This window comes from Acidobacteriota bacterium (assembly GCA_022562055.1).
Taxonomy (GTDB): Bacteria; Actinomycetota; Acidimicrobiia; order Spongiisociales; family UBA5794; genus BMS3BBIN02.
In genome coordinates, this window is sequence record JADFQA010000067.1 from 1 (window position 1) to 5,462 (window position 5,462).

Consider the following 5,462-nt stretch of genomic DNA (forward strand, 5'->3'; position numbering starts at 1 on the left):
AAGAGCGCCGGCCGTCGATACTTCGACCGCAAGATCGATGAAGGCAAGACCCGCAACGAGGCTATGCGCTGCCTCAAACGCAAGATCGCCGGCCACGTCTGGCGTCGCATGCTCGCCGACGAACAACGCCGTCAGGCCGTCTGCGCGTTCCTCAACGACGCTGCTTGACAAACACAGAGGCACCCTGGGACGTTCCTATAGATGTCAAGTACGGAGGGCGAGGGTGGTGAGGTCTGCGCGTAGCGTTCGGAAGAGTTGCCTGGCGACGTAGCGTTTGAGGCATCGGATGATCTCTTTCTTGGTACGTCCCTCGGCGAGGCGCCGTTCCATGTATGCCTTGGTGTCGGGGCAATACCTGAGTCTGACGACGACGATCATGTGGAGCGCCCGGTTGGCTTGACGGTTCCCGGCATAGTTGAGTCGGTGTCGGCTGGTGCGTCCTGACGATGCTGGGATCGGTGCAGTTGCACACAGGTGAGCGAACGATGCTTCCGAACCGAAACGGTCGATATTCTCACCTGCAGCAACGAGGAGGGTAGCTGCGTGGCAGGTACCGACACCGAACTGGCTGAGCGTTTCGGGTGCTGCGATTGTTACAAGTTCGTCGAGTTCGGTCGTGAGTTCGTTGATCTCGTCCGTGAGGGTTCTGATCCGGCGGGCGATACTACGCAACGCGATCTTGGCTGCTCGTGCCGGATCGGTCGGGTTGGTGTGACCTGGGCGTAGACGTGCACAGACCGATGTTTTCCCTTCGAGGGTTTTGGGGCCCTTGAGCTGTTCTCGAAGCTGTGCAGGGGCGGTAACGATCAGATCACCGAGCTGGCACAGGGCTGCGGAGCGTGCTTTGACGGCACCGTCTCGCGCAACGGTGATCTGTCGAATCGATTCAACAATCCCCGAGGTGTTCTTGGCTGGGCCGGTTGCTTGACCCGAGAGCACCTTACGGGCAGCAGCTTCGGCATCGATCGAGTCGCTCTTGCCACGCCGGAACCGGGTGTGGGGGTGTGGCTGGTTGATCTCGATCACCGTGACGCCTTCGCTGGTGAGATAGCGGGTGAGGGCCGCACCGTAGCTCCCGGTCGATTCCACACCGACCGTGATCACTGTTCCGTGTGACTTTAACCATCCCAACGCCTGGCGGTAGCCGACGCTGGTCGTATCAAATGTTGCCGTGTCGAGTAGCTGCCCAAGAGGGTCGAGCGCAACAACGGTGTGGGTATCGGTGTGGCAGTCGAAACCGCCGATGACACCTGCAGGTTCGTGTGGCATGATTGTGGTCCTCCATCTCATGGAGCGGCCGGTGAGCCGGGATGGGACGGACACAACAGTGACGGGGCATCTGTTGGCTCAGGTTCCTATCAGGTCACGTTCAACCCAGAACCGGCCGCTGGCTGGTTACTGCGAGCCGAACGGCGAGACCGACGCGTCCCAGGCAAGACACCCCAAGGGTCAGTTTGTTGGTAGGTCAGATCCCACCAAACGACTCACCCAGTATCTTCACTGTTTGGTGGAGGCTCTGGTCTGTCCCGGGTTTGGTGGAGTCAGCTCACTTGACTCAGCCGTGCGAGTGTTGGGTGTCGTGGATTCTCTCATACTCGATTGGGGTGTGCATTCCAAGGCTCGAGTGGCGACGTTGACGGTTGTGGAAGACCTCAAGGTACTCGAAGATCGCGTTAGCAAGTTCGATGCGGGTCTTCCACCGTTTCCGGTTCAGCAGCTCAACCTGCATCCGGGCCCAGAACGACTCGACCATTGCGTTGTCGAAGCATTATCCGGCTAATCGGGGTCTGGCGGGGGTGTGTGGTCGTCAGTTTGCTTTGCGGCGGAGTTGTTGGGTTTCGAGTCGGCGGAGTCGTTCTTCTTGTTGGCGGATGCGGTCGGCGATAGCTTCGAGGCCGGTGCGGAGGTGGCTGATTTCGGCGGCGAGTCCGGTGAGGGTGCGCGGGTCGTGGCTGTGATGTCGGTGTTCTTCGATGACGGCGCGAAGTTGTGGGTTGCGGTAGAGGGTGGTGCGGCTGATGCCGGTGTGTTCGGCGATGGCGGTGAATATGATTGGCATCTGGTTGTTGGCGAGTTCGGCACAGGCGATTTCGACGAGTTCGAGGTTGTTGTTCATGCGGTCTCCTGGGCGATGAGGGAATCGAGGCGGGCGAGGAGTTTGTGGTGGCGATCGGCTTCGTTGGTCCAGCCGCGGGTTTGGGCGTCAGCGGCGAGTGTTTCGGTGTCGGCGCGTTGTGCTGCGAGTACGGCTATTGAGGCGGCGTCGGTGTTGAAACTGGGGCAGTGTTCGCAGATGTTCGCGTAGGGGCAGGCGCCTTGGGTGGGGGCCCGGAGGCAGTAACCGGCGGAGAGCCGTGTCTTGATGGCGGGAGCGTCGCGCCAGTCGTCGCCGGTGTCGACGGTGCTGGCGGCGGGTGTGGCGATGGGGCCGATAGCGGTTTTGGCCAGGTGGAGGGCGCGTTCGTATTCGGCGCGGACGGTGGCGTCGAAGAGGTGGGTGTAGCGGAGACTCATCTCGGCTGAGACGTGGCCGAGGAGCGCCATGAGCGCTTGGAGGGAGACGCCGGCGTTGACGAGGGTGGTGGCGTAGGTGTGGCGGAGTTGGTGTGGGGTGACGTGACCGATTCCGGCGGTAGCAACGAACGCTGCTTCAACGTCTGGGGGAACAATCTCGAACCCCCACACTTCTTACAAGGTGCCCGCAGCAGGTGAGCCCAACCTGGTGAAACCATCGGTGGTTCCCCTACCGGCAGCATCCCGAAACTGGCGTCCTCGTTTACATTGTCTTTCATGGTCGGATTCTCCTTGTCGTGGAACCCATAATCTCTTGAAAACACCCAGTCTATTGAAAGAAAAAGAGTAGCCCACACGGTCGTGGGGGTATGTGTGTTGGCCCCGTGGTTGGTTCTATCCCCCTGGGTGGGGGTGTGGTCTGGTGCGCTAACTGACGGTAGTTAGTGTTATCGCTGTTAATACTAACTGGACGATCCGGTGGGGCGAGTGCGGCGAGTGCGGTGGTGGTCTCGTTGAGGTTGGCGACGATGTTCTGCCAGTCGGGTGGGTAGGTCATGGCGTAGGTTCCTTCCGTCCAGTCGGGTTTGTGACATTTTGCACATTCGAGTTTGTGAAAGTTTTCACATTCGGGTCTTGTGGGGTTCTCGGTGGGGCGAGTGTCACTTGCTTCAATGCGACGATATGGGAACAGCGGCGGGTGTAGGCGGCACAGCTACACCACCACCCATTCGGATCGCACCCGACACGGTACGAACCATGGTCGCCAACAATGCCGGCGGTGATGATGTCAGCGGTGAGGGACCGCACGGTAAGACGTCCAGTAGCGAGGAGCCGGCCGGCTTTGGCGGTGAGCGTCTCACTCATCATCTTCACCGTGCATGGCCCCTTCGACGGTGCTGGTGGTCATGCTTCCGCCGACGGTGCTAGTCGTCGTTTTGCCGCTTGTCCAGGTGATGGCGGAGTGGCTTGATTCGAGGATGCCAGATTCGAAGTCGTCAGCTTGCGACTCTTCCTCCGTCGTTTCACTCATGGCCCCCCCTTTGAAAATTGGGCGGTGGGGGGTTCTTAGAATCACCTGGCCCCCTCAAAGTGGGTAACAGTGGTAACTCTGTAACAGTTGGAGGGGTGTCGGGTGTTACCGGGTTACCGGAGTTGGGAGGGGTGTCTGTTTCGGTGTCGAAGTGGGTTTTCTGTTCCGGTTCCGAGGTCGGCATGACTCCGGTTCCCACCTCTAGTGGGAACCCGGAGTTCCCGTTTGCCGTGGCGTCCAGTTCCCCTTCGGTTCCGTTGGGTTCCGGGGCGGTTCCCGTCAAAGTTCCCGAAGGAGCGTTCCCGGAGCGTTCCCGATCAGATTCTCGACTCCGGCGAAGTTGTTGTGCTTGGACAATCCACGCCCGTCGCCGACCCTTCCCGGCGTCTTTTAACGCTTCCTGGGCGGTGACGAGTGGTGCGTCGGTGGCAACGCCGAGGAGGTCGAGGTCCCGGGCAATGTCCACGACTGCGGTGGGAAGTTCCGTGTGAGCGAGCGCAAAACCGAGTCGCCCGTTGTCGTTAGTTTTGCGGACGGTGACGGTGTGCGAGAGCGCCCCTGATCGGCCCTTCGTGAGTGTGAATTCCAACAAGCCCCCCTCCTTTTTTTGCAACGCCCACTCGGTGTCGACTGAATCGGTTTTCGCTGACGACCCCCGGGCCCCCCTTGATTTGTCCTTGCCCACGTGATCCAAGTAGGTGGCGGTGATTCCCCGCCGGCGCAACCTTCGCCCCGTGTGCCGGTCGAGTCGTCGGAAGGTATCGGACGAGTTCTCCTCACCGGAAATCACACGACTGACGGTGTCGACGATGATCCATTCGGCGGCAAATTCTTCGACCAGTTCTTCGAGCACCAGCCCTCCTTCGTCGGTGTCGAGCGGTGGCAGATCAGGGAACTGGAAGTAGTGCAGATGACTTACAAGGGTGTCGAACTTTGGGTGGTCGGTGGTCCAACCAAACTCGTCGAGACGCCCTTGCAGATCAGCGGGACCCATTTCGAAGTCGAGGTAGAGAACGTGGAGTGGTGCCTCGGCTGGGGTGTCCAGCACCGGGCACCCAGCGGCCCGACTAGCCGCAAGATTCAGCAGCAAAAGGCTCTTCTCATGCCCCGCCTTGGCTGCGATCGCCGTGATTCCGCCTTTTGGGATCAGCGACGGGACCATAAATTCGGGTGAGGAGAATTCAGAGGCCATGAGACGGCGCAGGTCGACTGGGGACCGCACCGCACCAAGTTCCTGCGCAGCGTTTTCGACGCACGCAGCGCAGGCCGGGTGACCCGTGGGCGTGTGGATCGTGGCTGGTTCACCACACGAAAAACAGGCAGAGCTGTCAGCGGCCATCGAGCTGCCCTACCCTCACCCGTCTCCAAGCCCGCTTGCGCCGGTCCACGATCTCGGAACACGAAACGCAGCGACCCAGCGAACAGGTACAACGATCCGTGCGTGCCGTCCTCCTGCGGCGGCGTTCCGTCACCGCCATCACGATCCCCCCTGGGTAATTCTCTGATCGTCTAGCCACTTCGCCAGCACGTCCGCATCGAAGCGCACCCAACGCCCCACGCGGACGCCCAGCGACCCTGGAAACTCACCGAGGGACCTTTGTCGGTACAAAGACTTCTCGGGGATTTGGAGGACATCAGCGACCTCGGCCAAGGTGAGGAGTTGTCGCATCAGCGCGCCTCGATCAGTTGCCTGAGGAGCCGCCCGTACCGTTCCGCTGCGGCGGCCCTGGGACTCCGCAGGCCGGTCTCCCAGCGGTGGATCGTGGACGGTGAAACTTGGAGCTGGCGGGCAACCTCGGCGAGGCTGACGCCCGCTGCGATGCGAATTGATCGTGCCGCTCCGCTCCGGGCGAGGGCGCGGCACCGTGCGACTGCGGCGAGGTCGAGGTGTGCTTTCGTGTTCATGCTTCAGACCATA

8 protein-coding genes and 1 pseudogene are annotated in these 5,462 nt (G+C 60.9%); 1 reads left to right on the forward strand and 8 read right to left on the reverse strand.

Going from position 1 to position 5,462, the window contains the following annotated elements:
* Window positions 1-168, forward strand: a 168-nt coding sequence (locus IIC71_14885) for a hypothetical protein (protein ID MCH7670466.1), incomplete at its 5' end; no start/stop codon positions are given.
* A gap of 36 nt (window positions 169-204) precedes the next feature.
* Here IIC71_14885 and IIC71_14890 read toward each other — a convergent pair.
* The 8 genes and pseudogenes from IIC71_14890 to IIC71_14925 form a co-directional block, all read right to left on the reverse strand.
* Complete coding sequence (locus tag IIC71_14890) at window positions 205-1,269, reverse strand: IS110 family transposase (GenBank protein MCH7670467.1); 1,065 nt, start codon at window positions 1,267-1,269, stop codon at window positions 205-207.
* Window positions 1,270-1,555: 286 nt separating this feature from the next.
* Window positions 1,556-1,762: pseudogene (locus IIC71_14895) on the reverse strand (IS3 family transposase).
* A gap of 45 nt (window positions 1,763-1,807) precedes the next feature.
* Window positions 1,808-2,116 (reverse strand): hypothetical protein, encoded by a 309-nt coding sequence (locus IIC71_14900; GenBank protein ID MCH7670468.1) that lies wholly within the window; start codon window positions 2,114-2,116, stop codon window positions 1,808-1,810.
* The gene (locus IIC71_14905) at window positions 2,113-2,685 is read right to left on the reverse strand and encodes a tyrosine-type recombinase/integrase (GenBank protein MCH7670469.1); all 573 of its coding nucleotides are present in this window, start codon (window positions 2,683-2,685) and stop codon (window positions 2,113-2,115) included. Before IIC71_14905 ends, IIC71_14900 begins: the two co-directional genes overlap by 4 nt.
* A gap of 685 nt (window positions 2,686-3,370) precedes the next feature.
* The gene (locus IIC71_14910) at window positions 3,371-3,544 is read right to left on the reverse strand and encodes a hypothetical protein (protein MCH7670470.1); all 174 of its coding nucleotides are present in this window, start codon (window positions 3,542-3,544) and stop codon (window positions 3,371-3,373) included.
* Entirely contained in the window at window positions 3,537-4,883 is a 1,347-nt protein-coding gene (locus tag IIC71_14915; GenBank protein ID MCH7670471.1) for an AAA family ATPase, read from the reverse strand. Before IIC71_14915 ends, IIC71_14910 begins: the two co-directional genes overlap by 8 nt.
* A 138-nt stretch (window positions 4,884-5,021) precedes the next feature.
* Window positions 5,022-5,213, reverse strand: coding sequence for a helix-turn-helix domain-containing protein (locus IIC71_14920; GenBank protein ID MCH7670472.1), 192 nt, complete (start codon window positions 5,211-5,213; stop codon window positions 5,022-5,024).
* A complete protein-coding gene (locus IIC71_14925) occupies window positions 5,213-5,449 on the reverse strand; it encodes a helix-turn-helix transcriptional regulator (protein ID MCH7670473.1) in 237 nt (78 codons plus the stop codon). The genes IIC71_14920 and IIC71_14925 overlap by 1 nt, the downstream gene beginning before the upstream one ends.
* Between the last annotated feature and the right edge of the window lie 13 nt (window positions 5,450-5,462).